General features: G+C 70.5%; 24 protein-coding genes and 1 tRNA gene. 9 read left to right on the forward strand and 16 right to left on the reverse strand.

Annotated elements, in window-relative coordinates; genetic code table 11:
• Nucleotides 1-58: 58 nt before the first annotated feature.
• Nucleotides 59-541, forward strand: a complete 483-nt coding sequence (locus ABT025_RS10845; RefSeq protein WP_350992231.1) for a GNAT family N-acetyltransferase — start codon at nucleotides 59-61, stop codon at nucleotides 539-541.
• Here the strand turns inward: ABT025_RS10845 and ABT025_RS10850 are convergent.
• Entirely contained in the window at nucleotides 538-1,356 is an 819-nt protein-coding gene (locus ABT025_RS10850) for an alpha/beta fold hydrolase (protein ID WP_350992233.1), read from the reverse strand. The two genes, ABT025_RS10845 and ABT025_RS10850, sit on opposite strands and share 4 nt — an antisense overlap.
• Nucleotides 1,353-2,147, reverse strand: a complete 795-nt coding sequence (locus tag ABT025_RS10855; RefSeq protein WP_350992235.1) for an SAM-dependent methyltransferase — start codon at nucleotides 2,145-2,147, stop codon at nucleotides 1,353-1,355. Before ABT025_RS10855 ends, ABT025_RS10850 begins: the two co-directional genes overlap by 4 nt.
• A gap of 175 nt (nucleotides 2,148-2,322) precedes the next feature.
• Here ABT025_RS10855 and ABT025_RS10860 point away from each other — a divergent pair, with 175 nt between their 5' ends.
• Nucleotides 2,323-3,309, forward strand: a complete 987-nt coding sequence (locus ABT025_RS10860; protein ID WP_350992237.1) for an aldo/keto reductase — start codon at nucleotides 2,323-2,325, stop codon at nucleotides 3,307-3,309.
• 168 nt (nucleotides 3,310-3,477) lie between these two features.
• On the opposite strand, the gene ABT025_RS10865 is transcribed toward ABT025_RS10860, so the two are convergent.
• From ABT025_RS10865 to galU, 7 genes are all read right to left on the reverse strand, one after another.
• Nucleotides 3,478-3,551: transfer RNA gene (locus ABT025_RS10865), tRNA-Ala, on the reverse strand.
• Nucleotides 3,552-3,649: 98 nt separating this feature from the next.
• A complete protein-coding gene (gene sepX, locus ABT025_RS10870) occupies nucleotides 3,650-4,819 on the reverse strand; it encodes a divisome protein SepX/GlpR (RefSeq protein WP_350992239.1) in 1,170 nt (389 codons plus the stop codon).
• 163 nt (nucleotides 4,820-4,982) lie between these two features.
• Nucleotides 4,983-5,642 carry a GNAT family N-acetyltransferase gene (locus ABT025_RS10875; protein WP_350992241.1) on the reverse strand — a complete coding sequence of 220 codons (660 nt, stop codon included), beginning with the start codon at nucleotides 5,640-5,642 and terminating at the stop codon, nucleotides 4,983-4,985.
• A gap of 17 nt (nucleotides 5,643-5,659) precedes the next feature.
• Complete coding sequence (locus ABT025_RS10880; RefSeq protein WP_350992243.1) at nucleotides 5,660-6,178, reverse strand: MogA/MoaB family molybdenum cofactor biosynthesis protein; 519 nt, start codon at nucleotides 6,176-6,178, stop codon at nucleotides 5,660-5,662.
• A complete protein-coding gene (moaC, locus tag ABT025_RS10885; protein WP_350992245.1) occupies nucleotides 6,175-6,675 on the reverse strand; it encodes a cyclic pyranopterin monophosphate synthase MoaC in 501 nt (166 codons plus the stop codon). Before moaC ends, ABT025_RS10880 begins: the two co-directional genes overlap by 4 nt.
• Before the next feature lie 121 nt (nucleotides 6,676-6,796).
• Nucleotides 6,797-8,107: a molybdotransferase-like divisome protein Glp gene (gene glp, locus ABT025_RS10890; protein ID WP_350992247.1), complete on the reverse strand. Its 1,311-nt coding sequence runs from the start codon at nucleotides 8,105-8,107 to the stop codon at nucleotides 6,797-6,799.
• A gap of 4 nt (nucleotides 8,108-8,111) precedes the next feature.
• Entirely contained in the window at nucleotides 8,112-9,014 is a 903-nt protein-coding gene (gene galU, locus ABT025_RS10895) for a UTP--glucose-1-phosphate uridylyltransferase GalU (RefSeq protein ID WP_350992249.1), read from the reverse strand.
• 107 nt (nucleotides 9,015-9,121) lie between these two features.
• On the opposite strand from galU, the gene ABT025_RS10900 reads away from it, so the two are divergent.
• Nucleotides 9,122-9,706: a 5-formyltetrahydrofolate cyclo-ligase gene (locus tag ABT025_RS10900; RefSeq protein WP_350992251.1), complete on the forward strand. Its 585-nt coding sequence runs from the start codon at nucleotides 9,122-9,124 to the stop codon at nucleotides 9,704-9,706.
• Between the two features lie 49 nt (nucleotides 9,707-9,755).
• Here the strand turns inward: ABT025_RS10900 and ABT025_RS10905 are convergent, their stop codons facing one another.
• Nucleotides 9,756-12,509, reverse strand: coding sequence for a penicillin acylase family protein (locus tag ABT025_RS10905; RefSeq protein ID WP_350992255.1), 2,754 nt, complete (start codon nucleotides 12,507-12,509; stop codon nucleotides 9,756-9,758).
• 277 nt (nucleotides 12,510-12,786) lie between these two features.
• On the opposite strand from ABT025_RS10905, the gene ABT025_RS10910 reads away from it, so the two are divergent.
• The 6 genes from ABT025_RS10910 (at nucleotide 12,787) to ABT025_RS10935 (ending at nucleotide 18,934) form a co-directional block, all read left to right on the forward strand.
• A complete protein-coding gene (locus ABT025_RS10910; protein WP_350992257.1) occupies nucleotides 12,787-14,355 on the forward strand; it encodes a potassium/proton antiporter in 1,569 nt (522 codons plus the stop codon).
• Between the two features lie 311 nt (nucleotides 14,356-14,666).
• Complete coding sequence (locus ABT025_RS10915; RefSeq protein ID WP_350992260.1) at nucleotides 14,667-15,950, forward strand: MFS transporter; 1,284 nt, start codon at nucleotides 14,667-14,669, stop codon at nucleotides 15,948-15,950.
• Nucleotides 15,951-16,016: 66 nt separating this feature from the next.
• A complete protein-coding gene (locus tag ABT025_RS10920) occupies nucleotides 16,017-16,385 on the forward strand; it encodes an FmdB family zinc ribbon protein (protein ID WP_350992262.1) in 369 nt (122 codons plus the stop codon).
• A 141-nt stretch (nucleotides 16,386-16,526) separates the two neighbouring features.
• Entirely contained in the window at nucleotides 16,527-17,360 is an 834-nt protein-coding gene (locus ABT025_RS10925; RefSeq protein WP_350992264.1) for an S-methyl-5'-thioadenosine phosphorylase, read from the forward strand.
• A 326-nt stretch (nucleotides 17,361-17,686) separates the two neighbouring features.
• Nucleotides 17,687-18,274: a hypothetical protein gene (locus ABT025_RS10930; RefSeq protein WP_350992266.1), complete on the forward strand. Its 588-nt coding sequence runs from the start codon at nucleotides 17,687-17,689 to the stop codon at nucleotides 18,272-18,274.
• A 174-nt stretch (nucleotides 18,275-18,448) separates the two neighbouring features.
• Nucleotides 18,449-18,934, forward strand: a complete 486-nt coding sequence (locus ABT025_RS10935) for a large conductance mechanosensitive channel protein MscL (RefSeq protein WP_502971919.1) — start codon at nucleotides 18,449-18,451, stop codon at nucleotides 18,932-18,934.
• 59 nt (nucleotides 18,935-18,993) lie between these two features.
• Here ABT025_RS10935 and ABT025_RS10940 read toward each other — a convergent pair whose 3' ends face one another.
• From ABT025_RS10940 to ABT025_RS10965, 6 genes are all read right to left on the reverse strand, one after another.
• Entirely contained in the window at nucleotides 18,994-19,203 is a 210-nt protein-coding gene (locus tag ABT025_RS10940; RefSeq protein WP_350992270.1) for a hypothetical protein, read from the reverse strand.
• A 96-nt stretch (nucleotides 19,204-19,299) separates the two neighbouring features.
• Nucleotides 19,300-19,677: a hypothetical protein gene (locus ABT025_RS10945; RefSeq protein WP_350992272.1), complete on the reverse strand. Its 378-nt coding sequence runs from the start codon at nucleotides 19,675-19,677 to the stop codon at nucleotides 19,300-19,302.
• Complete coding sequence (locus tag ABT025_RS10950; protein WP_350992274.1) at nucleotides 19,674-20,378, reverse strand: QcrA and Rieske domain-containing protein; 705 nt, start codon at nucleotides 20,376-20,378, stop codon at nucleotides 19,674-19,676. Before ABT025_RS10950 ends, ABT025_RS10945 begins: the two co-directional genes overlap by 4 nt.
• Nucleotides 20,375-20,977 carry a 4Fe-4S dicluster domain-containing protein gene (locus ABT025_RS10955; protein ID WP_136327991.1) on the reverse strand — a complete coding sequence of 201 codons (603 nt, stop codon included), beginning with the start codon at nucleotides 20,975-20,977 and terminating at the stop codon, nucleotides 20,375-20,377. Before ABT025_RS10955 ends, ABT025_RS10950 begins: the two co-directional genes overlap by 4 nt.
• A 7-nt stretch (nucleotides 20,978-20,984) precedes the next feature.
• A complete protein-coding gene (locus ABT025_RS10960; RefSeq protein WP_350992277.1) occupies nucleotides 20,985-23,309 on the reverse strand; it encodes a molybdopterin oxidoreductase family protein in 2,325 nt (774 codons plus the stop codon).
• Nucleotides 23,306-24,457 carry an MFS transporter gene (locus ABT025_RS10965; protein WP_350992279.1) on the reverse strand — a complete coding sequence of 384 codons (1,152 nt, stop codon included), beginning with the start codon at nucleotides 24,455-24,457 and terminating at the stop codon, nucleotides 23,306-23,308. Before ABT025_RS10965 ends, ABT025_RS10960 begins: the two co-directional genes overlap by 4 nt.
• Between the last annotated feature and the right edge of the window lie 64 nt (nucleotides 24,458-24,521).

Consider the following 24,521-nt stretch of genomic DNA (forward strand, 5'->3'; position numbering starts at 1 on the left):
AGTGAGCATTCCGGCACGATACCGACCCCAGGGCCCGCATACATGTACCATATGTCGCATGATTATCCGGCCGTGCCCTTACGATCATCCCGATGCCGTCAAACTCAACGATCTCGTGCAGCTCGAGTACGCCGAGCGCTACGGCGACGAGGGCGACATCACACCGCTGGACGCCACGATGTTCGACCCGCCGCACGGGCTGTACCTGCTCGCCTACGACGCGTCGGACCGCCCCGTCGCCACCGGCGGCTGGCGCTCGCAGGAGCGCAACGCCGAGGGCTACTCGGACGGTGACGCCGAGCTCAAGCGGATGTTCGTGATATCCGAGGGCCGCGGCCAGGGCCTGGCCCGCCGCATCCTGGCCGCCCTGGAAGCCGACGCCCGTGCCGCGGGCCGCACCCGCATGGTGCTGGAGACCGGCGATCAGCAGCCCGAGGCCATCGCGCTGTACCTCTCCAGCGGCTACGAGCCCTGCGAGAAGTTCGGCCACTACCGGACGTACGACAGCAGCCGGTGCTTCGCGAAGCCGCTCCGGCCCTAAGCGCTCTCCACCCCTGCCAGAAACCGCACCACCGCGTGGTCGAACGCCTCCGGCCGCTCCAGACCGGGCAGGTGACCGGCACCCTCGACCACGACCAGTTCCGCGTCCGGGATCAGCCCGTGCAGGACCCGGGCCTCGGCGACCGGCGTGTAGACGTCGTCCGCACCGACAACGACGAGCACCGGCACCCGGGCCCCGGCGAGCGAGTCACGGTAGTCGGGCCGCTCGGCCCGCCCCCGCAGCGCGGCCGCCGCCCCCTCAGGAGCGGTGCCCCGCATCATCTCCCGCACCTGAGCGGCGACTTCGGGCAGGGCGGTGACGTTGTACGGGGCCAGCATCTTGTCGATCACCTCATCCGCGTACCCGCCCATCCCCTCGGCGAGCAGCCGGTCGGCGACGCGATTGCGGAACTCCTTGCCGTCCTCGGTCTCGGCGACCGGGGACGTGTCGGCCAGAACCAGCGCCGTCACCCGGTCCGGGTGGGCGAGGTGGAACTCCATGGCGATCTGCCCGCCCATGGACACCCCGCCGACGACGGCCCGCGCGATGCCCAGGTGGTCCAGCAGCGCGGCGATGTCGTCGGCGAAGTCCGCGAGCAGCGTGCGGCCGGGTACGACGCCGCTTTCCCCGTACCCGCGCAGGTCGGGCACGATCACCCGGTATCCGGCCGCGACGAGCGTGGTGGTCTGCGGCTGCCACATGGTCCGGTTGAACGGATGCCCGTGGACGAGGACGACGGGCGGCAGATCCCCGCCCGGCCCCTGGTCGTCGTACGCGAGCAGGGTGCCGTCCTCCGCCGTGAACCGGCCGCTCATCGGACCACGCGCCCGACACCCACGTAGAAGCCACTGCGCTCGACGACCGGCGCCGGCTCCTCCCGGTACCACTCGGTCGCGGGGACGAGTCCCGGATCGACGAGCTCCAGCCCCTCGAAGAACGGCTCGACCTCGGAACGCGTACGCATCCGCAGCGCGATGGCGCCCTTCTTGTACGCCGACTCGGTCTCCTGCTTCAGCTCCGGGTGCTGATCGGCGGTGCCGTGCGAGAGGACCAGACAACTGCCGGTGGGCAGCGCGTCGACCAGGGTGCGGGTGATGCCGTACGGGTCCTGGTCGTCCGGCAGGAAGTGCATCAGGGCGATCAGCGACAGGGCGACCGGCCGCTCGAAGTCCAGCATCCCCCTTGCTCGTTCGAGGATCGCCTCCGGATCCCGCACATCGGCGTGAAGGTAGTCGGTGGCACCTTCCGGCGTGCTGACGAGGAGCGCCTCCGCGTGGCGCAGGACGATCGGGTCGTTGTCCGCGTACACGATCCGGGCCGTCGGCGTGATCGCCTGGACGATCTGGTGGAGGTTGGGTTCGGTGGGAATGCCGGTCCCGATGTCCAGGAACTGGTCGATCCCGTCGCGCGCCAGCCAGGCGGAGGCTCTGTGCATGAACGCCCGGTTCCGCGCGGCGTTCCCACGCGTCTCCTTCGGCAGCGTCTGCCCGAACTGCTGGTCGGCGGGGTAGTTCTCCTTGCCGCCGAGGAACCAGTCGTAGACGCGGGCGGGGTGCGGCCTGCTGGTGTCGATCGGGGGCTGGGGTTCGGGTATGCCTGCCGTCACTGGTCGCTCCTCGACGCGGAGAGTCTCACGATCGGGTAAACGCTTTCAGCCTAGGCGATGGCGACCGCCCCCACGGCTGATCCCCTTCGACTCCCTTGCCTTGAAGTGCACTTCAGCACGCAGACTCACCTCCGCGGCCGCCGGAGGACGGCGGCCGGAACCGGAGGGGAACGTCATGAAGTACCGCACCATCGGCACCGATCCCGCCACCCGCCGCGAGGTGAGCGTCCTCGCACTCGGCGCGATGCTCTTCGGATCGGTCACCGACGAGAGGACCTCGTTCGCGATCCTGGACCACTTCGTCGAGGCAGGCGGGACCTTCATCGACACCTCCGACAACTACGCGTACTGGGTCGAGGGCGGCCTCGGCGGTCAGAGCGAACGGCTGCTCGGCAAGTGGCGGCGCAGCCGCGGCGTCGGGGACGAGATCGTCATCGCCACCAAACTGGGCGCCGAACCCCTCGCCCCCGGAACCGGGTTCGTCGACAACCCGGAGGGCCTGTCGGCGAAGGCGGTGACGGAGGCCGTCGAGCGCAGCCGGGAACGCCTCGGGGTGGAGCGGCTCGACCTGCTGTACGCGCACATCGAGGACCGGTCCGTCCCGCTCGCCGAGACGGTCGAGGCGCTCGGGGAGCTGAGCGCGGCCGGCACGCTCGGGCTGCTGGGCGCCAGCAACCACGCCGTCTGGCGGGTGGAGCGGGCCCGGGCACTCGCGGCCGCCGCCGGGCTGCCCGGCTACGAGGTGCTGCAGTACCAGCACAGCCACCTGCGCCCCCGCTTCGACGTCCCCAGCCCCCTCTTCGAGGACGGCAGCCTGGGCCACGCCGGACCAGAACTGCTCAGCTATCTGCGCGCCGAACGGGACCTGGCCCTGGTCGCCTACTCACCGCTGCTCGCCGGCGCGTACACCCGCCCGGACAAGCCGCTCCCCGAGGACTACGACCACCCCGGCACTCCCGCCCGCCTCGCGGTCCTGCGCGAGGTCGCCGCCGAGACGGGAGCAGGCATCAACCAGGTCGTCCTGGCCTGGCAGATCGGCAGCCGTCTGCCCGTGATCCCGCTGACCGGGGCGTCGTCGGTGGCCCAGCTGAAGGAGAACCTGGCGGCGGTGGACCTGGAGCTGACGGACGAGCAGCGGGCGCGGCTGGACGGGGCGCACTGACGTCGTCGGTGCGGAGCACACCGCCGCTCGGAACTCCTGCGGAGGCGTGGTCCGGCTCACCGGCCTGCCGAGGCCGACGCCCGAAACACGCACGCACCGGTGACACCAGAGCCCCGGAACGCCAAAGAGCCCCTACCGGGTTTCCCCGGTAGGGGCTCTGAGCTGCGGTGGACCTGTGGGGATTTGAACCCCAGACCCCCTCGATGCGAACGAGGTGCGCTACCAGACTGCGCCACAGGCCCTTGCAACGAGTGAAACTTTAGCACCCCGACAGGGGTGCTCGGAAATCCGTTCCGCGCTGGTCAGCCGAGTCGCTGCCGCAGCGGGCGGGGCGGACGTCTCACTCGTTGGCCGCGCGGGGGCGGTCGTCCTCGTCGTACTGGTCGAAGAGCGGTGTCCGGCCCCGCTCGCGGGCGCGACGGGACTGGGCGGAGCGCTGGCGGGGCGCCGGATCCACCGGGGGCGCCGCCTGCTGCGGGGCGGCCGGCTGGGTGGGTTCGGCGGTGCTGGAACGGGCCGCGCTCCAGGTCTCCGGGTTGCCGACCTCGATGCCGCCCGTGGCGCGCGGGGCGACCGGGGCGGTGACGTACGTCGGCAGCGGCACGGGCACGGGCTCCCAGCTGTCGCCCTGGACCCGGCCCCGCTCGCGTTGCTGGTCGACCCATTCCGCGTGGTCCGTCTGCTCGACCAGCGCGCGGCGGCCCGCCTCCTGAGGCGAGACCGTGGGGGTGGGCTCGGGGGCGGGGTGGCGCGCCTCGGGGTCCTCGTCTGACTCGGCGGGGGCCGTCGCGGCCGGCTGGTGGCGGCGGGGGCGGCTCTCGCGGAGCCGCTGCGCCGCGACCTCCGCCCGGCGCCGGTCCATGGTGAAGGCGAACCTGCGCCGCTCCTGGGCACGCAGATGCACGATGTACGTGCTCAGCAGCACCGCGGGAACCGCGGGGGCCCAGAGCAGGCGGAGGCCGCCGACAGCGGCGACGACCGCGCCGAGCGTGAATCCGAGGAAGAGGACGACGGTGGTACGCCGACGCCGCGCGAGGACCTGCAGGCGCTGCGCACGCCGGGCGCGTTCCGCGTCGATTCCACCGGGGCGCGGACGCCGGGCGGGCTCGGGGGCGGAGGAATCGGAGGAGGACGCGGGCCGTTCACGGGCCGGGCGCTTCTGCGCCGCGCGCTCCTGGGCGGGGTGCTCCGGCGCACGAGCCGGGTCGTGCACCCGGGCCTCGGTGTGCGCCGGAGGCGCGGAAAAGGCCCGGACGTCGGCGGAATCCATTCGGTCCGCGACTGAGTCCGGGTCGGCGTCGGGCGCCGCCTCCTCGTCGGTGCGCTCCCGCAGCTCCTTGGCGTACCGGCGCTCCATCGCCGCCCGTCCGGACAGCAGCCGGATGGCGGTGCTGAAGCGTTCCGTAGGACGGGCCTCGTTGAGCTCGTCCTGCCTGCGGAGCCACATCGGTACCAAGTAGGCGGCCCAGGCCCCGACAATGACTGCGTAGATCAGGCCGCTGCTGCTCACATCTCACACCGTAGAGGGGTTTGCGCGGAGGCATCCGCCAATTGGCGCGGTGTGTCGCACGATCTGGCTGATATCACGGACTTTTTTTGTGATTGTTCGGATCAACAGGCGACGTTTGTACGTTCGTTTACATTCGCCGCCCGATCAATTTCGAACATACATTTCATTTTGTGTGGTGTTCAGGATGCTCCGGCCGCTCAGGACGCTCCGGCGACTCAGGACGTCCCGGCCGCTCCGCACGTGATCGGTGCCACCTCCGGAGCAGCCCGTCGGGGACCTCCTCCGCGGTGAGCGCGTAGATCAGATGGTCCCGCCAGGCACCGTCGATGTGCAGATAGCGGGGCCTGAGCCCTTCCTCGCGGAATCCGAGTTTCTCCACGACCCGGCGGCTGGGCCCGTTCTCCGGACGAATGCACACCTCTATGCGGTGCAGTCCGACCGCGCGGAAACAATGGTCGACGGCGAGGGCGACCGCGGTCGGCATCACGCCACGGCCCGCGACCTCCTGGTCCACCCAGTAGCCGACGTGGCCCGAGCACATCGACCCCCAGGTGATCCCGGCCACGGTCAGCTGACCGACCAGCCGGCCCTCGTACTCGATGGCGAACGGCAGCATCCGGCCGGCGTTGGCCTCGGCGCGCAGATGACGGACCATCTGGCGATACGTGGGGCGCTGGGCCACCGGGCCTCCGGGGGCGGGCGGCGGCACCGTCGCCTCCCAGGGGCGCAGCCAGTCCCGGTTACGCCGGTTGACCTCGCGCCACATGCGCTGGTCACGCGCCTTTATCGGCCGGAGGGTGACATCGCCGTCCACCAGGATCACAGGCCAGGTCGGGACGTTCAGCTCGGGCTCCCCGGTCGGGGGTGATCGCCGCCGCGGAGCTGCTCGACGGCGTGCACCAGGAGTCGGTCGAGGACGGCGAGTCCGTCACGCACCCCGCCGGTCGAGCCGGGCAGGTTGACGACGAGCGTACGGCCGGCCACGCCCGCCAGACCGCGCGAGAGCGCGGCCGTGGGGACCTTGTCCCGGCCCTCGGCACGGATCGCCTCGGGGATGCCGGGTACCTCGTGGTCGAGGATGCGGCGGGTGGCCTCGGGGGTGCGGTCGGTGGGCGAGATGCCCGTACCGCCGGTGGTCACGATGACGTCGTACGCGGCGGCCACCCCGGCCCGCAGGGCCTGCTCGACCGGGTCGCCGTCGGGGACGACCTGCGGTCCGTCGACGGTGAAGCCGAGCCCGGCCAGCGCCTCGGCGATCAGCGGGCCGCCCTTGTCGGCGTAGACCCCGGCGGAGGCCCTGTTCGACGCGGTCACCACGAGGGCACGGTAACCGGCGGAAGCCGTCTCCTGGACGCTCATGCGTCCGCCCCGCCGGGCGCGGAGCGCCGGTAGTCGCCGGACTTGCCGCCCGACTTCGCCTCGACCCGGACATCCGTGATGACCGCGGACTTGTCGACGGCCTTGATCATGTCGATGACGGTGAGCGCGGCGACCGACACCGCGGTCAGTGCCTCCATCTCCACGCCCGTGCGGTCCGTCGTCTTCACGGTGGCCGTGATCTCCACCGCGTCGTCGGCCACGCCGAGGTCGACCGTGACGCCGGAGACGGCCAGGGGGTGGCAGAGGGGGATCAGGTCCGGGGTGCGCTTGGCACCCATGATCCCGGCGATGCGCGCGGTGGCGAGGGCGTCGCCCTTGGGGACCCCCTCGCCCCGGAGCAGCTCGACGACGCGCGGCGAGACGAGGACCCGGCCGCTGGCGCGGGCGACGCGCGCGGTGACGTCCTTCGCGGAGACGTCGACCATGCGGGCGGCGCCCGCCTCGTCGATGTGCGTCAGCCTGTTCTGCGTACTCAACTAACTCCGCCTAGCGGTAGGGCGCCGGTTGCCCCGGTGCTGCACCGGGGTGCAGGCCCGGGGTCCGGGGGGTGTCCCCGGAAGGCACAGCGGCAGACACCGTACCGCCACCGGGCGCCGTTCAGCGGAGCAGGATCACCTCGGTGTCCGTGCCGGGCTCGGCGGACGTGACGTCCTCGGGCAGCACGATCAGCGCGTCCGCCTGGGCGAGAGCGGCGATCAGATGCGATCCGGAACCGCCGACGGGGGTGACGGTGCCCGCCTCCGCGTCGTACGTCCCGCGCAGGAACTGCCGTCGGCCGGCCGGGGAGGACAGGGCCTTGTCCGTGACCAGCGACGCCCTGGCGGTCGGGCGGTTCACGTCCGGCAGGCCCATCAGGGTGCGGATCGCGGGCCGTACGAACAGTTCGAAGGAGACGTAGCTGGAGACCGGGTTGCCCGGCAGCGCCAGCAGCGGTGTGTGGTCCGGGCCGATGGAGCCGAAGCCCTGAGGCTTGCCGGGCTGCATGGCGAGCTTGCGGAAGTCGACGCCGCTGCCCGGCTCGTCCTCGTCACCGGCCGGGGACAGGGCCTCCTTGACGACGTCGTACGCGCCCACGCTGACACCGCCGGTGGTGACGACGATGTCGGCCCGGATCAGCTGGTCCTCGATCGTGGCCCGGAGCGTCAGTGCGTCGTCGGAGACGGCGCCGACCCGGTAGGCGATCGCTCCGGCGTCGCGCGCGGCCGCCGTCAGCGCGAAGCTGTTGGAGTCGTAGATCTGGCCGCCGGTCAGTTCCTCGCCGGGCTGGACCAGTTCGCTGCCGGTGGAGATGACGACGACGCGGGGGCGCGGCCGCACCTTCACCGTCGAGCGGCCGATCGCGGCGAGCAGGCCGATCTGGGGCGGCCCCACCACCGAGCCGGCGCGCAGCGCCATGTCCCCCGGCCGCACGTCGCTGCCACGGGCCCGGACGTGGGCGCGGGCCTCGGCCGGGCGGTGCACGCGGACCTCGCCGCGCGCGCCCTCGGGGGCGTCGCTGTGGGCGCGCATCGTGGCGGCGGGCCCGCCGCCCGTACCGCCGTCGGTCCACTCGACCGGGATCACCGCTTCGGCACCGGCCGGGAGCGGGGCTCCCGTCATGATGCGGGCTGCCTCGCCCGGCCCGACCCGCTGGTCGCCGAGCAGGCCGGCGTCGCCCGCCGCGATGTCACCGATGACGGTGAGGACGGCGGGGAACTCCTCGGTGGCGCCCGCCACATCGGCGACGCGGACCGCGTAGCCGTCCATCGAGCTGTTGTCGAAGGGCGGCAGGGCGATCTCCACCACGACGTCCTCGACCAGGACGCAGCCCTGGGCCTCGGGCAGTTGCAGCTCGATGGGTTCGAGCGGCCTCACCGTGGCGAGGATGTCTTCCAGGTGCTCGTCCACCGACCAGATCGTGCTGCTCAAGGTGCTACATCTCCTCGGTGACGTAACTGCGGAGCCAGGTCCGGAACTCCGGGCCCAGGTCTTCACGTTCGCACGCGAGTCTGACAATGGCACGGAGGTAGTCGCTCCGGTCACCGGTGTCGTAGCGGCGGCCCTTGAAGACCACGCCGTGCACCGGGCCGCCGATCTTCTCGTCCTCGGCCAGGAGCTGGAGGGCGTCCGTCAGCTGGATCTCGTTGCCGCGGCCCGGCTCGGTCCTGCGCAGTATGTCGAAGACCGCGGGGTCCAGGACGTAGCGGCCGATGATGGCGAGATTGCTGGGCGCCTCGGCCGGTTCGGGCTTCTCCACCAGACCGGTGATCCGCACCACGTCGCCCTCGGCCGTCGGCTGGGCGGCCGCGCAGCCGTACTGGTGGATCAGTTCGGGCGCGACCTCCATGAGCGCGATGACGCTGCCGCCCTCACGCTCCTGGATCTCCACCATGCGGGCGAGGAGCGGGTCGCGCGGGTCGATCAGGTCGTCGCCGAGGAGGACCGCGAACGGCTGGTCGCCGACGTGCGGAGCCGCGCACAGCACCGCGTGACCGAGCCCTCTCGGATCGCCCTGGCGGACGTAGTGCATGGTGGCGAGGTCACTGGACTCCTGGACCCTGCGCAGCCGTTCGGCGTCACCCTTGCGGGTCAGCGCCGACTCCAGCTCGTAATTGCGGTCGAAGTGGTCCTCCAGGGGACGCTTGTTGCGACCGGTGATCATCAGGACGTCGGAGAGTCCGGCGGCGACCGCCTCCTCGACGACGTACTGGATGGCAGGCTTGTCGACGACAGGCAGCATCTCCTTCGGAGTGGCTTTGGTGGCCGGCAGGAAGCGGGTACCGAGGCCCGCCGCCGGGATGACGGCCTTGCTGATCCTGAGGTTCGACTGGGTCATGCGCAGAACCCTAACCGGCGCACATGGGCGGAAGATGAGCCTCCGGTTAACTTTGTACTCAAATATGCCGGTACGAGAGATCTATGGGTGCCCCGTTGAACACCGACATGTCCGCAAAGAACCTGCTGCGGCGTGAACTGCTCGCCGCGCGACGCCTCCTGACCCATGAGGACGTCGAACGGGCCGCCGCGGTTCTGGCCCGTCGCGCACTCGAACTCCCGGAGGTCGCCGGGGCCCGCACGGTCGCCGCGTATGTCTCGGTGGGGAGCGAACCGGGCACCCGCGCCCTGCTGGACGCGCTGCGCGCGCGGGGCGCACGCGTCCTGCTGCCGGTGCTCCTGGCGGACAAGGACCTGGACTGGGCGCCGTACGAGGGAGCGGACAGCCTCCGGAAGGCCGGACGCGGGCTCCTGGAGCCCGACGGGACGCGGCTCGGCCCCGACGCCGTCCTGGACGCGGACGTGGTGCTGCTTCCGGGTCTCGCCGTGGACGGGCGCGGGATGCGTCTCGGCCGCGGCGGCGGCAGCTACGACCGGGTACTGGCGCGCCTCTCGGCGGCCGGGGCGCATCCCGCGCTGATCGTCCTGCTGTACGACGCCGAGGTGACCGCGCGGGTCCCGGAGGAACCGCACGACCACCCCGTGAACGCCGTGGTGACACCGGCCGGCCCGCGGCGCTTCGGCGACGCCTGAAGGCCCGCGGACCTTCAAGGGCTTCCCCTGGAGGTCCGCGGGCCCGCCCCTACGGCTTCAGCGTCAGCGTGTCCGTGGTCGCCGAGGACACCGCGTTCGTCCCGAAGGCCCAGTCGAGCAGTTCACCGTTGACCCACTTGTCGGTCTGGTCGGTGTAGTGCGCGCTGAACGCGTGCCCGGAGGCGCCGGTGAGGTTGATCCAGCGGGACTTGTCCCAGTCCCCCACGTTGACGACCATCCGCATCGACGGGACCCAGACGACCTCGTAGCCGCCCGCCGCGTTCCAGCCGGTGGCGTTCACCGCGGCCTCGCCGCCGCCGAGGTCCCAGGGGCCCCGGTTGAGCACCCGCTGGAGCAGTCCGGGGCCCTCCGTACCGAGGGTCTGGTTCTTCAGGGTCAGCTGGTGCAGCCGGCCCCAGTTCCAGGTGGTGATGTCCTTGCCGAGCTTGGCCGTCAGCTCCCAGCGGGCGTCCTCCATGGCGCGGGCGAAGAGCTCCTCGCGGTTCTCGGTCGCCTTGTCCTTGCGGTTCGCCGGCGACTTCCACCAGTCGCTGTCCGGCTTGTCCATGAGGTTCGCGACGACCTGGTACCAGCGGTCGCCGCCGTCCGGCTGCGCGGAGTCGGCGTCGCGCTGACCGCATTCCCGTACCAGCTTGTCCTGCTCGTCGAGCGGACCCGAGCTCTTGGCCGGGGGCACGTTCAGGCACTCGCCCTCGACCCGCATCTCCTTGGGAAGCTTGTCGCCGAAGGCCAGCGTGAGGATGTTGCGCCAGACCGCGTTGAAGTACGCGGCGGCAGCCGAGTCGGCCTCCTGGGTGTAGTCCCAGCCCTCCAGCAGCTTCTGCGCCTCGCGGACGTCCTTGTCCGAAATGTTGATCTTCATCAGCTCGGGCACCAGGAGCGCGGCGATCTCGCTGGTGTTGTCCATCTGCATCTTCTGCATGTCTTCGGTCGAGATCTTCCCGCCGCCCTTGATCTTCGACTCGACGAGGTCGTTGATCCGCTGACTGCGGCTGCCGTAGCCCCAGTCCTTCGTGAGCAGGTACGGGTACTTGTCCTCGTCGATCACGGCCTGGTTGGCGGTGACGATGTAGCCGCGCTTCGGGTTGTACTCGTAGGGCAGCTCGTCGAAGGGGATCGGGTCCTTCTTCCAGCCGTACGCCGAGGACCAGCCGGGGCTGGGCATCGTGCCGTCACCGGAGGTCCGGACCGGGATCCTGCCCGGCGCCTGGTAGCCGATGTTGCCCTTGGTGTCGGCGTAGATGAGGTTCTGCGAGGGAACCTCGAAGTGCTCGGCCGCCGCACGGAAGGTGGTGAAGTCCTTGGCCCGGTTGAGCTCGAAGACGGCGTCCATGGACTTGCCGGGTTCCAGCGCGGTCCACTTCAGCGCCACCCCGTAGCCGTCCGCCCGGTCGGGGGCGGCATTGCTGACGGGGGCCTTCTGGCCGACCTTCTCCAGCTCACTGCTGCGGTCGGAGACCAGCGGGCCGTTGTTCGTCTCGCGCACGGTGATGTGCCGGCTCTTGCCGCCCGCGACCTTGATGGTCTCCTCGCGGACGGTGAAGGGCTTCACCTTGCCGTCGTACAGGTAGCCGTCGCCCGAGACCTTCTCCAGGAAGAGGTCGGTGACGTCGGCGCCGAGGTTGGTGAAGCCCCAGGCGACGTCCTGGTTGTGGCCGATGATCACACCGGGCATGCCGGAGAAGGTGTAGCCGGCGGTGTCGTACTTGCAGGTCGCCGAGACGGCGCGGCAGTGCAGCCCCATCTGGTACCAGAGCGAGGGCAGCTGCGGCGCCAGGTGCGGGTCGTTGGCGAGCAGCGGCTTGCCGGTGGTCGTGTACTTGCCCGCGACGACCCAGGAGTTCGACCCGATGCCGGTGCCGTTGGGGCCCAGCAGCGCGGGGATCTCGTCGAGGGTGTCGGAGAGCGCGCCGAGCTGGGCGGTGAGGCCCTGGGTGGCACCCTCGGCGGTCGACGAGCCGATGCCGTCGGACGGCGTGGCCTGCGGGTCGAACTTCCCGGTGGCCGGGGAGATGCCGCCCTCGCTGACGATCGGCTTGTGCTTGTCGTACGGGTACGCCGGGTACAGGTCCTCGATCTGGTCCGCGTCGAGCCGGCTGGTCATCAGCGAACGGTCGATCTCGTCCTGCATGTTGCCGCGCAGGTCCCAGGCCATGGCCTTCAGCCAGGCGACCGAGTCGACCGGGGTCCACTCGGTGGGCTTGTAGTCGTTGGTGAAGCCGAGGGCCGCGTACTCGACGGAGATGTCCGCGCCGTCGCGGTCCTTGAGGTAGGCGTTCACGCCGTCCGCGTACGACTGGAGGTTCTTCTTGGTCTCGTCCGACAGGACGGTGTCGTACTCCTCCTGTGCGACCTTGCGCCAGCCCAGCGTGCGCAGGAAGGAGTCGGTCTCGACCTGGCCGGAGCCGAACATCTCGGAGAGCCGGCCGGCCGTCATGTGACGGCGGACGTCCATCTCCCAGAAGCGGTCCTGCGCCTGGACGAAGCCCTGGGCGCGGAACAGGTCGGCGTCGGAGTCCGCGTAGATCTGGGGGATCCCGTAGCTGTCGCGTTTCACCTCGACGTTGCTGTCGAGTCCGGCGAGCCGGGCCGTCCCGGTGGTCTGGGGGTACGAGGCGCGCACAGTGGATACGGACCAGTACGTTCCGTAACCGACACCCGCGACAAGCGCCAGCACCAGGACGATCAAGATCAGGCGGGCGCGTCGCCCCTTCTTCTTCTTGCGCGGCCCACCGCCGGCGGTACCGGTGGAGCCGGAAGAGGCGGTTGTGTTGGCGGGCATCGCTGTCCTTCGAGGGGCAGGGTGGTCCTGGGAGTGCAGGAGCAACCATAGGCGCAGCGTCGCGGCAGGTCCGACGCGGTATCGGGATGGTTCGAATTGCGTAGCGATCGCACGAATGCTCGAACGCATCAAGAAAACGTTAAAGATTAGGTAAGGTAACGAAGTAACCGGCCACCGGAAGACGATCCGGCAGGCGTACGCAGGGAAGGACCGGCCACTGACTGTCCACGCGCTCAACGAACTCCTGCTCGTCTGTTCACTCGTCCTGCTCGTCGCGGTGGCGGCGGTACGCATCTCGTCCCGCAGCGGGCTCCCCAGCCTGCTCCTGTACCTCGGCATCGGGATCGCCATGGGTCAGGACGGGCTCTTCGACGTCAAGTTCGACAATGCGGAACTGACGCAGGTGATCGGCTACGCCGCCCTGGTCGTGATCCTCGCCGAGGGCGGCCTCGGCACGAAGTGGAAAGAGATCAAACCCGCGCTGCCCGCAGCCGTCGTCCTCTCCCTCGTCGGCGTCGGCGTGAGCGTGGGCGTGACCGCGGCCGGAGCGCATTACCTCGTCGGTCTGGAATGGCGGCAGGCGCTGATCATCGGTGCGGTCGTCTCCTCCACGGACGCCGCCGCGGTCTTCTCCGTGCTGCGCAAGGTGCCACTGCCCGCCCGGATCACCGGCGTCCTGGAGGCCGAGTCCGGCTTCAACGACGCCCCTGTGGTGATCCTGGTGGTGGCCTTCTCGACCGTGGGTCCGGTCGACAGCTGGTACGTACTGGTCGGCGAGATAGCCCTGGAACTGGCCATCGGCGCCGCAGTGGGCATCGCCGTCGGCTGGCTCGGCTCGTACGGTCTGCGTCATGTGGCCCTGCCCGCATCGGGCCTCTACCCGATCGCGGTGATGGCGATCGCGGTGTCCGCGTACGCGGCCGGCGCGATGCTGCACGGAAGCGGATTCCTCGCCGTCTACCTCGCCGCGATGATCCTCGGCAACGCCAAGCTGCCGCACTGGCCCGCCACCCGCGGCTTCGCCGACGGACTCGGCTGGCTGGCCCAGATCGGCATGTTCGTCCTGCTCGGACTGCTGGTCACCCCGCACGACCTGATCGACGACTTCTGGCCCGCCGTCGTCGTGGGACTGGTGCTGACCGTGGTGGCCCGGCCGCTGGAGGTCTTCATCTCGCTGGCACCCTTCCGGTTGCCCTGGCAGGAGAAGGCCCTCATGTCCTGGGCCGGACTGCGCGGCGCCGTGCCCATCATCCTGGCGACCATTCCCATGGTGTCCGGGATCGAGGGCTCCACCCGGGTCTTCAACATCGTGTTCGTGCTCGTCGTCGTCTACACCCTCATCCAGGGGCCGACCCTGCCCTGGCTCGCGAGGGCCCTCAAGATCGCCGACGACCCGTCCGAGACGGCCGACCTGGGCATCGAGTCGGCGCCGCTGGAGCGGCTGCGCGGACATCTGCTCTCGGTGGCCATCCCCGCCAAGTCGAAGATGCACGGCGTCGAGGTCGGCGAACTGCGCCTGCCCGCGGGAGCGGCGGTGACGCTGGTCGTCCGGGACGGCAAGAGCTTCGTGCCCGCACCCTCGACCGTGCTGCGCCGCGGCGACGAACTGCTGGTCGTGACGACCGACCCGGTGCGCGACGCCACCGAGGCCCGGCTGCGCGCGATCGGCGAGGGCGGCAAGCTGGCCGGCTGGCTGGGCACCGGCGGGAACGCCGGCGACGAGCCCCTCACCGGACCGCACGTGGCCAACGCGCTCAAGGCAGTGAAGAAGCTGGGCAGAACGGAAGACGTCGGCGTCGGGAAACACGAGGACCGGACCGCCCGGGACACCAGGGCACACCGCTGAGGACGTGCGGACGCACCCCGTGTCCGCAGGTCGGAGAGGTTGCCTTGCGCACAGTCAGAGGTGGACCAGGACCCTTGCCTGTAGCATGAAGGAAACCTAGATCGACCTATTTGATCCACCAACTCTGCCTGATGCAGAGCTGGCGCGACCGTATGGCGGTCGTGGCGTCCTCCGCCCTGCTGCGAGCGCCCGGCATCTACCGCAGTTCCGCGCGAAGAGGACAGCTCTCGGCAGCTCCTGGCCGGGTCCGCACCCACGTGCCGGCCCGCCTCGCAGGAGCACGGCCACCAGGCGGCAGAAAGGCATGGACCGTGGTGTCCACGGTCTCCGACCGCCCCGGATACGGGCAGTTGCTGCGCACCCCCGGTGCGTGGACCTTCCTCCTGCCGGGCTTCGCCGCACGGCAACCCTTCGCGATGCTGACCATCGGCATCGTCCTGCTGGTCCAGCACACCACCGGCTCCTACGGCAGCGCGGGCGCCGTCGCCGCCGTGACCGGCGTCTCCATGGCCCTGTTCGCACCGCAGACCGGCAAGCTCGCCGACCGCTTCGGCCAGCGTGCCGTGCTGCTCCCGGGCGTCCTCGTGCACGCCGCGTCCGTCTCGGCCCTGACCGCGCTCGCGCTGGCGGACGCCCCGATGTGGGCGCTGTTCGCCGCGGCCGTTCCCACGGGCGCCTCCATCCCGCAGATCGGCCCGATGGTGCGCGCCCGCTGGGCGGCGGTGCTCGGGGCGGCTCCGGGCCGGGAGGCCTCGCCGCTCATGTCGACGGCGGCGGCCTTCGAATCGGTGACGGACGAGTTCACGTTCGTCATCGGTCCGGTCCTCGCCACCGCGCTGTGCACCGGTGTGCACCCGGCGGCGGGGCTGATCGCCGAAGCCGCCCTGACCCTGTTCGGCGGCCTGCTCTTCGCCGCCCGGAGCGCCACCCAGCCGGCGGTGCGCGGCACCGGGTCCGCGGGGTCCCAGCGGCACGCCTCCGCACTGTCCGTACCCGGCGTACGCGTGCTCGCGGTGGCCTTCCTCGGGATCGGCGCGGTCTTCGGCGGGATGCAGGTCTCGCTGACCGCGTTCGCCGAGGAGATCGGCAGCCCCGGTGCGAACGGCCTGCTGTACGGGATCTTCGCGGCCGGCAACATGCTGGCCGGCATCGCCTGCGGCGCCATCGCCTGGAAGACCGGGCCGCGGCGCCGGCTGATCGCCGGATACGCGGCCCTGACACTCACCGCGTCGGGCCTCTGGGCAGTGCACTCCGTGCCGCTGCTGGCCGGGCTCGGGCTGCTGGTCGGACTCTCCATCGCGCCTGCCCTGATCAGCGGCTACACCCTGGTCGAGGCACTGGTCCCGGGATCGGCACGGACCGAGGCCTTCACCTGGCTGACGGGCGCGGTCGCGCTCGGCCAGGCCGGCGCGGTGACAGTGGCCGGGCGGCTCGCGGACGCCCATGGCGCGAGCACCGGATTCCTGGTGCCTCTGGTGGGCACGGTGCTGGCCCTGGTGACGTTGGTATCGCTGCGTTCACGGCTTCTCCCGAGGGTCTCGGGACGGACCGTGGCACGTGGGATCGGTCACCGCGAGCCGGTCACGGTGGACTGATCCAGCGGAATAAGTCACTATGGAGCGTCGTTAGCACTCATCGAGTCAGAGTGCCAGGAGGAACAAGTGCCGACTTACCAGTACCAGTGCACCGAGTGTGGCGAGGGCCTCGAAGCGGTGCAGAAGTTCACCGATGACGCCCTCACGGTGTGCCCGAGCTGCGACGGACGCCTGAAGAAGGTGTTCTCGGCGGTCGGCATCGTCTTCAAGGGCTCCGGTTTCTACCGGAACGACAGCCGCGGTTCCTCGTCGAGCAGCACGCCGGCCCCGGCCGCTGCGAAGGCCTCCGGATCCTCGTCCTCGACGGGATCGGACGCGAAGCCGTCGTCCTCTTCGTCGACGTCCTCCTCCGGTTCGTCCAGCTCCTCCACGGCGTCTTCTTCGTCGTCACCTTCTTCTTCGTCGTCCTCGTCGAGCGGTTCGTCGGCCGCCTGAGCCGCCCGACCGTTTCACCTGGCTTCACCGGGACCCCGCCGATCCGCTCGGCGGGGTCCTCGGCGTTCTCCGCCCGGCCGCGCCTCCGGGCTTTTCCCGCCCGGCGGCTCGGGCCGTGAGGTGAACGCCTACTGTGACCGCATGGTGAACGCAGAGATCGGTGTGATCGGCGGTTCGGGGCTGTACTCCTTCCTGGAGGACGTCACCGAGGTGCGCGTGGAGACCCCTTACGGAGCACCGAGCGACTCCGTGTTCCTCGGCGAGATCGGCGGCCGCAAGGTCGCCTTCCTCCCCCGTCACGGACGCGGCCACCATGTGCCGCCGCACCGCATCAACTACCGCGCCAACCTGTGGGCGCTGCGCTCGGTCGGCGTACGTCAGGTGCTCGGCCCCTGCGCGGTGGGCGGGCTGCGGCCGGAGTACGGGCCGGGGACGCTGCTCGTACCGGACCAGATGGTGGACCGCACGAAGACGCGTGTCCAGACGTTCTACGACGGGGAGACCCGGGCGGACGGAGCGGCACCGAACGTGGTGCATCTGGGTTTCGCGGACCCCTACTGCCCCGAGGGGCGCAAGGTCGCCCTCACGGCGGCCCGCGGACGGGACTGGGAAGCGGTGGACGGCGGGACGCTCGTGGTCGTCGAGGGGCCGCGCTTCTCCACGCGGGCGGAATCGCGCTGGCACGCGGCGATGGGCTGGTCGGTGGTCGGGATGACCGGGCACCCCGAGGCCGTGCTCGCCCGTGAGCTGGGCCTCTGCTACACGACCATGACGCTGGTGACGGACCTGGACGCGGGCGCGGAGGCCGGCGAGGGCGTCTCCCACGAGGAGGTGCTCAAGGTGTTCGCGGCCAATGTCGACCGGCTGCGTTCGGTCCTCTTCGACGCGGTGGCCGCGCTGCCCGCGGAGGCGGACCGGGACTGTCTGTGCGCGCATGCGCTGGACGGGATCGAGACGGGGATCGAGCTGCCGTAGGGGGCCGGGGAGCGGAGCTGCGCTCCCGGCGGCTCTCAATTCGCCCCTCAGACTCCTCAAGTTCCTCAAGCCTCTCAAGTTCCTCTCAGGCTCGCTCCTCCTCAAGCCCAGCTCCTCCATCAAGCCCGTGAGGGGTGCTTCGCCCCTCACAAGGGTGAGGGAGTTTTCCACATCGGGTGGGCCCTCCACAGGGCTCAGCGGGAATCGCGCGGGTGGTGGATCGTGAGACCTGTTCGGCCGTTTCCCTTCGGCCGGACCTCACGATCCGATTCACCCCGTCCGATTCGTCCCATCCCTGAACTCCCTCGACGCAGGCGGTGTTTGGCATGCCCCCGTACGGCCCTCCCTCCACGCCCTCGCAGTCCGCAGCGGTCTCCCCGTCCACATCTCCGCCCCTGCCCGCCCCCGCGCCGCCGCCCTGCGGGGTGCCGCCCTTTCCCCCGCTGCGGGTGCGCGGGGGCAGTGGGCACCGGTTGCGGCGCGCGGTGTGGCGACAGCGGCGGGCGATGGCTGCGGGGCTGGCCCTGACGGCCGCCGCGCTGGCCGCTTCGGGACTCGGCGGGGGTGAGGGCAAGGCCGGCGGTGCGGGCGGCGGCGCGGCGCACGCGACCGGGACGGCGCATCGGCGGGCGTCACCGCCGGTTCGTCTGGTGTCCGCGCCCGTCCGGATCGCCGATGCGGAAACCGTCCGGCTGCTGCGGCCGGGAGACCGGGTCGACGTGATCGCGTCCGAGGGCGCCGGTGCCGGCTCCCGGGTGCTGGCTGAGGGTGCGCGGGTGACCCGGGTCCCTTCGGCGTCCGCCGAGGGCTCCGCGGAGAACGGGGCACTGATCGTGCTCTCCGTACCGCGGGCGACGGCCACGGCGCTGGCCGGTGCGGGGATCTCGGCCGGATTTGCGGTGATCCTGTGTTGATTCGTACTGACGAACCATCACGTCACCTGGCATCAGCCGTGGATGGGGTGGATTCCCCTTGTACTGCCGTAGGTTGCGGAACAGTTCGCTCCCCTTACGGCACATACAAAGGACGGCTCACGCGTGAGCGAGAAGAAGAAGGTCAGCCTCCTGGACGGCTTCAAGGCCTTCCTGATGCGCGGCAACGTGATCGATCTGGCGGTCGCCGTCGTCATCGGTGCCGCGTTCACGAACATCGTGAACGCCATCGTCAGGGGCGTGATCAATCCGCTCGTCGGTGCGTTCGGCACCAAGGACCTGGAGAGCTACAGCTCCTGCCTCAAAGGCCCCTGCCATACGGACCCGAAGACGGGCGAGGTGACCGAGGGCATCCGGATCCTGTGGGGTTCGGTGCTCAGCGCCACCCTCAGCTTCCTGATCACCGCTGCCGTCGTCTACTTCCTGATGGTGCTCCCGATGGCGAAGTACCTCGCCAAGCGGGCAGCCATGCAGGCGGCGAAGGAGGGCGTGCAGGAGACGATGGAGGTGAGCGAGCTGGAGGTCCTGAAGGAGATCCGCGACGCACTGATCGCGCAGCGGAGCGGCAGCAGCAGCGGAAACAGCGGCAGCCCGGTGGAAGGGAACCGTGGCGAGGACCCGGGGCGGGGGCGCCAGGAGTAGAACCGCAAGCCGGTGCGGGGGCGCCACGAGTAGGAACCCCGGGCCGGGCAGGGGCGGGCTCAGACGTGGTGGGGCGGCTTCTCGTCGAGGAAACGGGCCAGGTCGGCGGCGCTGCCACCGGAGGGGGCCCGCTCACCCCACCCCCGGTCCGTATCGTCCGCGGACTGCTGGTCCAGCGGATCGTCGAAGATCAGTGCCGGCTTGGGCTTCGGCCGGTCCGGCGAGTCCGGCTTCGAATCGCGCGGTCCGGGGGCGGGGGCGGTACTCATGCCTCCAGGGTACGGCCGCCCCAAGGTGAGCGGGGGCGCGCCGAAGCGCACCGCGTGAGGCCGGGGCTCCCGGCGGCCCGCCTCCCGGGACGCGGCTCAGCGGTCCTTGGGGTCGAGCCACCAGAGTCCGAGTACGACGAGGAACGACAGGCAGAGGAATCCGGCCCCCCACCAGGCGGTACCGGTGTTGCCCTCCATCCATTCGTCGATGACGACCGTGAGTCCCCAGAGCTGCCCGATGACGACGGTCATGGCCAGGGTCAGCCGCGCCGTCAGTTTCGAGGACCGCTCAGGTTCCTGGTCGCTGCCCGCTCCCGGCCCCGGCCCGGTGTGGCGGACGCGGGGGTCACCGTAGCCGCTGGTGGGCCGGATCTGCGGGTAGCGCTCATGGACGGGCCGGTTGAGTTCGGGCCGTGCGCTGCCCGGGTGGTACTCCGGGTAGTGCGGGCCGGTGGGCTGCTGGGCGTCGCTCATGTCCGCCTGCCGGAGGTCGGGGGCTCGGTGGCCGCGGTACGGGAGATGCCGGGGGCTTCGGCGCCCCCGCGGACTCCGGGGCAGCCGATGCGGGAGGCGAGGTCCGGGCGGTCGTCGCCGAGCTGGCGGCACAGCCCCTGCTCGATACTCTCGCCGGAGCGGGTGGTCCCGACGGCCCAGATGCTGCCGTCCGTCTGCTCGGTGAGGACCACCTTGGGCAGCCCACGGGGCGGCGGTCCGGCCGTGACCTCGCCGGTGCGCGCGTCGAAGACACCCTCGTGGCAGGGGCAGTACAGCTCGCCCTCGGAGCCCCGGTCCTTCTGCCAGAGCACGGCACAGGCCAGGTGGGTGCAGATCGCCGAGTAGCCGACCAGGGTGCCGTCATCGAGCCGGACGGCCACCGCCTTGTCCTCCTCGTCCGGGTAGCTGAAGGCGATCGACTCGCCGGGCAGCAGCTGGGAGCCGATCCTCTTCGGCGCGGGCGCCTTGTCGTCCTCCGGGTCGCCGTGGCGCGGGAGCATGCCGGCCGCGACGCCGAGCCCGCCTACGGCGAGACCGCCGGAGACGGTGGCGACGATGCGGAGGTAGTCGCGACGGGTGGTGAGGGAGTCCGCCGCGATCCGGTCGTGCAGGGCCTCGCGCGGGTCCCCGGAGGGCGGCTGTCGCGACCCCCCGGAGGGCGGCTGATCGGTGACACTCATCGACGGACGTCCTTCCCGTTGATCTCCACGACGGGCAGGCCGCCCGGCACCGGCCACTGGACCCTGTCGGCGGGGACCACCATGGCCACGCCGGTGCGGACCTCCGTCTCGCCGAAGACGAAGGTGTCGGCGACCTGCACCCCGGGGCGCTCCGCCTGGAGCTCCTCGACGGTTCCGTAGAAGAGCGCTCCGGTCGGGCAGACGGTGGCGCACATGGGGGCGAGGCCATAGGCGGTGCGGTCGTAGCAGAGGTTGCACTTCATCTGGAGCTTCGCCTGGAGGTCGATCTTCGGTACACCGAAGGGGCAGGCGTTGACGCAGTTGGCGCAGCCGATGCAGCGGGTGGTGTCCGCCTGCTGCACCACCCCGTCCGCGGTCACCAGGATCGCGTCGGCGGGGCAGACCTCGGCACAGGGGGCGACGGGGTCCTCGCAGTGCATGCAGACCGTGGGAAGGGAGGCGACGGACTGGCCCTCGTCGGTGTAGTCGAGGTGGATCATCGACTTGCCGCGGTGGGAATCGCATTCCCGGCAGGCGGAGACACAGGCCTGGCAGCCGATGCAGCGCCCCGGGTCGATGAAGATCGTTCTGCCCATCATGCGGGCATCAGCTCCTTTCCGAGGTGCCACGGCCCTGCGGGGCCGTGGGCGGCAGCGGGTCGGTGCGGGAGACCTGGGTCTCCGGGTAGGCGACATGGCCCGGTGCGACCGGGGGTGCGGGCACCTCGTCGATCTTCTCGGCGTGCTCGATGCGGCAGGCGCAGACCTTGTACTCGGGGATCTTGGAGCGGGGGTCCAGAGCGTCGATGGTCAGCGCGTTGGCGGCGGTGGGGACCGGCCAGTGGTAGGGGATGAAGACGGTGTCGGGGCGGATCGCCTCGGTGACCAGGGCGGGGAAGACCTCGCTGCCGCGCCGGGTGACGACGCGGACCGGTTCGCCGTTGCGGAAGCCGTGGGAGGGATGGATCTCGACCCAGGGGCGCGGGGTCTGTTCGACGAGGGCGCCCAGGCGGCGGGTCTGGTTGCCGGAGAGGAAGTGCGCGACGGTGCGACCGGTGGTGAGGGACATGGGGTGGTCGTCGTCGTACGGGTCCATCGGCAGGTGCCATTCGACGACCTGCATATGGATCTTGCCGTCGGGGTGGTAGGTCCTGCCGTCCTCGAAGAGCCGGGGGGTGCCGGGGTGGTCGGTGGAGGGGCAGGGCCAGGCGATTCCGCCGGTCTCCTCCAGCCGTTCGTAGGTGATGCCGTAGTAGTCGTTGACGGTGCCGGCGGAGGCGATCCGCAGTTCGTCGAAGACTTCGCGGGAGTCGGCGAAGGCGAATTTGTCGCCCGCGCCGAGACGTCTGGCCAGTTCGCACATCACCCAGGTGTCGGTCCGTACACCGGGGGGCGGGTCCTGGGCCTTGTTGTGCTTGACCACCCGGGCCTCGGCGTTGGCCATCACCCCGTCGTCCTCGGCCCAGGTGGTGACGGGGAAGACCACATGCGCGTTGGCCGCGGTCTCGGAGAGGAAGAAGTCGAATTGCGCGTGGAACTCAGCGGTGTCGTACCCCTCCTTGACCACCTTGTAGTTGGGCAGGGAGACGAAGGGGTTGTTGCAGATGCCGATCAGTCCACGGATCTCGCGGCGCTGCATCTGCCAGACCATTTCCATCATCGAGGTTCCGGCGGTCGGGAGTTCGGACTCCTCGATGCCCCAGATCTCGCAGATCTGCCGGCGGTGCTCCTCGTTCAGGATCGAGCGGCCGCCCGGCAGGAGGTCGGACTTCTGGCCGTGCTCGCGTCCGCCCTGCCCGTTGCCCTGCCCGGTGATGGTGCCGTAGCCGGCACCGGGCTTGCCGATGTGTCCGGTGGCGGTGCAGAGGTTGATCACGCTGAGGCAGTTCTCGACGCCCTGCGAGTGGTGCTCGATGCCGCGGGCGTGCCAGGCCATGGCCTTGGGGGCGCGGGCGAAGGTGCGGGCGACCTGGACGATCTGTTCCGCGGGGATGCCGCAGATCTCGGCGGCCCGGGCCGGCGGGTACTCGGCCACCTTGGCCTTCACCTCCTCCCAGCCGGTGGCGTGGGCAGCGAGGTAGGCCTCGTCGGTGAGGCCTTCCTCGATGACCACGTTGAGCACGGAGTTGAAGAACGCCGAGTCCGTCCCGGGCTTGAGCGCGACATGGATGTCGGCGGTCCTGGCGATGGCCGTCTCGCGCGGGTCGATGACGATGAGACTGGCGCCGCGGTCCCGGGCGCCCCACACGTACTGGGTCATCACGGGGAAGCACTCGCCGACGTTGGAGCCCGCGATCAGGAGGCAGTCGGTGAGCAGGATGTCGGAGAAGGGGTTGCCGGCCCTGTCGATACCGAAGGCGAGCTTGTTGGCGCCCGCCGCGCTGACCATGCAGAGCCGGCCGTTGTAGTCGACGTGCCGGGTCTTGAGGGCGACCCGGGCGAACTTGCCGACCAGATAGGTTTTCTCGGAGAAGAGGCTCGCGCCGCCGAGCAGCCCGAAGGCGTCGTTTCCGTAGGCCTGCTGGATGCGCTTGATCTCGGCGACGGTGAAGTCGAGCGCCTCGTCCCAGGAGACCTCCCGGAAATCCTCGTCGCGGGAGCGGCGCATGAGCGGGGCGGTGAGCCGGTCGGGGTGGTTGACCTGCTGGTACGCGTTGATGCCCTTGGGGCACAGACGCATTCGGTTGATGTCGTGGTTGCGGGGTTCGACGCCGAAGACCTTGCCGCCGCGGTCGACCCGCAGATACATCCCGCACTGCACCCCGCAGAAGCAGCAGTGGGTGGGGACGAGCGTCTCGCCGTTCTGGTCGGCGTGCCACTGGTCGGCGGGGATGCCACCGGCGTCCCGGAAGGCGCGGGTGCCGGGCGGAGCGAGGGAGGGGTCGAGGGGGACGACCGCACGGGTGTCGGCTGCTCGCGGATCCGCGGTCACTTGAAGCCCTTCTTCACCTGGGAGAGATAGGCGCTGCCGCGCAGCACCCGCTTGCAGCGCGGGCAGTACTCGGCCCACTGGTCGAAGTCGAGGCTGAGGTCGCGCATGGTGCCGCGGAGGTTCTCGACGTACGGGGCGGTGTCGATGGGCTCCTCGCAGCGCCGGCAGCTGAAGACCTCCTGGTCCTGCCGGCCGGTGTACTTGAACAGCTGCATGCCGACTGCGGCGGGGCGCTGGACGATGTGGAAGAACTTCCCGAACGGGATGTAGATGAGGGTGAAGACCACCGAGACCATGTGGAGGATCGCCAGGAACTCGTATCCGCCACCGTGCAGGAAGATCGACGAGAAGGTGAGGAGCAGGCCCGTCACGGAGATGACGATCAGCGCGATGAGTGGCACCAGGTCGTAGCCGAACCGCTGGCCGGTGATGGCGCCGCGGTCCTTCATCCGGCGCCACAGGAAGTAGGAGGCTCCGGGGATGACGAGGACGGCGGCGATGTCCAGGCCGTGGAACATCAGCCAGCCGAGGATGTCCAGGGAGTCGAAGCCGACGATCTTGAAGCCCCAGATACGCATCTCGTAGCCGGGCCCGGAGCCGCTGTTCGAGGTGAAGGTGAACCAGCCCCACGTCAGCGGGAAGGTGATCAGGGAGGCGAGGATGCAGCCCCAGAAGATCAGCTGGTGGGCGGCCCAGCGGGCGTGGGAGCGGGCGCCGAGGAACTTCTGGAAGCCCAGGTAGGTGGCGATCATCTTCGGCAGGGCGGTGGGTGCCTTACGGAAGTTCTCGGCCGAGAACAGGCTCCCCCAGCCCTTCCTGAACAGCCGTCGGGCGCCCGGGGCGGAGACCCAGACCGTGTAGCGGTAGGCGACGCCGAAAGCGAGGAAGACCGTGGCCACGGCGTACGGCAGAAGCGCGGAGTCGAAGTTCTCCAGGAACCGGCTGCCCAGCACGATGGCCACGATCAGCAGGAGGGAGACGATCACACCGGCCGCCGTCGCGCGGGCGGTGACGGACCGGGGGACGGCGGCGCCGGAGCGGGCGGACCCGCCGGACGACGGCGGGCCGTCGGCCGCGCCGGATGAACCGGTGCTGGCACCGGGGGCGGGCTGCGCGGCTGCGGCAGAGGCTTCTGGTGGCTCGGTCACCCCGCCACCGTAGGGCCGTATGGGGATATTAGTCCTGTTTTATGGCCCTACGGGGTGAGCGCGT

Source organism: Streptomyces sp. NPDC002809 (genome assembly GCF_040295435.1).
In the GTDB taxonomy this organism is placed as follows: domain Bacteria; phylum Actinomycetota; class Actinomycetes; order Streptomycetales; family Streptomycetaceae; genus Streptomyces.

Bases quoted from the DNA above. Each gene is read 5' to 3' on its own strand.
- ABT025_RS10845 (WP_350992231.1), top strand. From the start codon at position 59: ATGATTATCCGGCCGTGCCCTTACGATCATCCCGATGCCGTCAAACTC.
- ABT025_RS10850 (WP_350992233.1), bottom strand. From the start codon at position 1,356: ATGAGCGGCCGGTTCACGGCGGAGGACGGCACCCTGCTCGCGTACGAC.
- ABT025_RS10860 (WP_350992237.1), top strand. From the start codon at position 2,323: ATGAAGTACCGCACCATCGGCACCGATCCCGCCACCCGCCGCGAGGTG.
- ABT025_RS10880 (WP_350992243.1), bottom strand. From the start codon at position 6,178: ATGAGCGTCCAGGAGACGGCTTCCGCCGGTTACCGTGCCCTCGTGGTG.
- galU (WP_350992249.1), bottom strand. From the start codon at position 9,014: ATGACCCAGTCGAACCTCAGGATCAGCAAGGCCGTCATCCCGGCGGCG.
- ABT025_RS10900 (WP_350992251.1), top strand. From the start codon at position 9,122: ATGTCCGCAAAGAACCTGCTGCGGCGTGAACTGCTCGCCGCGCGACGC.
- ABT025_RS10905 (WP_350992255.1), bottom strand. From the start codon at position 12,509: ATGCCCGCCAACACAACCGCCTCTTCCGGCTCCACCGGTACCGCCGGC.
- ABT025_RS10925 (WP_350992264.1), top strand. From the start codon at position 16,527: ATGGTGAACGCAGAGATCGGTGTGATCGGCGGTTCGGGGCTGTACTCC.
- ABT025_RS10930 (WP_350992266.1), top strand. From the start codon at position 17,687: ATGCCCCCGTACGGCCCTCCCTCCACGCCCTCGCAGTCCGCAGCGGTC.
- ABT025_RS10935 (WP_502971919.1), top strand. From the start codon at position 18,449: ATGCGCGGCAACGTGATCGATCTGGCGGTCGCCGTCGTCATCGGTGCC.
- ABT025_RS10940 (WP_350992270.1), bottom strand. From the start codon at position 19,203: ATGAGTACCGCCCCCGCCCCCGGACCGCGCGATTCGAAGCCGGACTCG.
- ABT025_RS10945 (WP_350992272.1), bottom strand. From the start codon at position 19,677: ATGAGCGACGCCCAGCAGCCCACCGGCCCGCACTACCCGGAGTACCAC.
- ABT025_RS10950 (WP_350992274.1), bottom strand. From the start codon at position 20,378: ATGAGTGTCACCGATCAGCCGCCCTCCGGGGGGTCGCGACAGCCGCCC.
- ABT025_RS10955 (WP_136327991.1), bottom strand. From the start codon at position 20,977: ATGATGGGCAGAACGATCTTCATCGACCCGGGGCGCTGCATCGGCTGC.